General features: G+C 76.8%; 1 protein-coding gene. It reads right to left on the reverse strand.

Features of this window, described 5'->3' with window-relative positions; genetic code table 11:
- A partial coding sequence (lnt, locus tag HCN56_RS25455; RefSeq protein ID WP_209313193.1) for an apolipoprotein N-acyltransferase occupies positions 1-1,631 on the reverse strand: 1,631 nt, incomplete at both ends.

The raw sequence follows: 1,631 nt of genomic DNA on the forward strand, positions 1-1,631 counted from the left end.
CCGGTGGGCCCGCCGCCCGCGGGGTCCGGCGCCGCGGGCCCGGCCGGGTCCGTGGCGGCGCCCGGGCCGCCGTCGGCGCCGGCGCGCCGCAGTCGGCGGTTGCGGACGACCGCCCAGGCCCAGGCCAGCAGCCCGGTGAACGCCAGCCCCCACTCGGGCGCGGCCCCGACCCGGTCGGCGACGGTCCGGGCGTCGCGCAGCGGCAGGTCGCCGGTGAGCACGTCCTGGGTGAACTCCTCGGTGCGCTGCTCGACCGTGCCGTCGGGGGCCACGATGGCGCTGATGCCGCTGGGCGCGGCGGTGACGATGGCGCGGCCGTGCTCGACGGCGCGCAGCGAGGACATGGCGAGCTGCTGCTCGGGCTGGCCGGTACCGCCGTAGGTCGCGTTGTTGGTCTGGATGACCAGGGCGCGGGCGCCGTCGTTGACGGTGTCCCGGACGATGCCGTCGTAGGCGACCTCGAAGCAGATCACGTCGCCCAGCCGGGCGGGCCCGACGTCGAGGACGCCGGTGGAGTCCCCGGGCCAGAAGTCGCGCGGCACCCGCTCCAGCCGGGTGATGAAGCGGCTGAGGACGTCGCGGTAGGGCACGTACTCGCCGAACGGCACCGGGTGCTGCTTGGTGTAGGAGTCGCCGGGCCCGGTCCGCGGGTCCCAGACGATCCCCTGGTTCTCGACGTACCCTTCGCGGGTGGGGTGGTCCACCAGGGCGCCGACGAGGATCGGGACGCCGACCGCGCGGGCCGCCCGGTCGATCGCCCGGTACGCCTCCGGGTAGCGGTGCGGGTCGAGGTCGGAGGCGTTCTCCGGCCAGATGACCAGGTCGGGCTGCTCCTCGCGTCCCGAGCGGACGTCCTCCGCCAGTTGCAGCGTCGCCTCGACGTGGTTGTTGAGGATGAGCATCGGGCGGCCGAGGAAGTCCATGCCGGGCTGCTGCACGTTGCCCTGGACCACCGCGATCCGCACGGTGTCGTCGGCGTCGGTGGGGACGGGGACGGCGAACCCGGCCAGCAGGGCGGCGGCCGCCAGCCCGGCCGCGCCGGCGGCGGGGAGAGCCGCGCGGGGGGCGAGGGCGCGGCGGAGCCGGAACGCGCGCAGCGCGGCGCAGGTGAGGAGCGCGCCGGTGAGCGCGACGGCGAAGGTGACGAGCGGCGCACCGCCGAGCGCGGCGAGCGGGGTGAAGGGGGTGTCGGTGTTGGCGAACGCCAGCCGCCCCCAGGGGAACCCGCCGAGCGGGACCCGGTCGCGGGCCCACTCCTCGGCCACCCACAGGCAGGCGGCCCACAGCGGCCACAGCGGCAGCCGCGACGTCAGGGCCAGGGCGGCGCCGAGCGGGACGAAGAACGCCGCCTGGAGCAGGGAGAGGCCGATCACGGCGTCCCAGCCGATGACGTTGAGCCACTTCAGCAGGCCGAGGAAGAACGCGAGGCCCATGACCAGGCCGGTCCAGGCCCCCTGCCCAGCGGTACGCCGGTAAGTGAGCGCGCTGAGCGCCGCCACGGCGGCGATCGACAGCGGCCAGAGCCCGTACGGCGGGAAGGCCGCGGCGAGCGCGAGACCGGCGAGCGCCGCGAGCGCGAGGCGCGGCAGGGCGCCGCGCGACCACACCGCCGGGCGCCCGGAGGCACCGGT

It is taken from the genome of Streptomyces lonarensis, assembly GCF_012033735.1.
Classification (GTDB): Bacteria; Actinomycetota; Actinomycetes; order Streptomycetales; family Streptomycetaceae; genus Streptomyces; species Streptomyces lonarensis.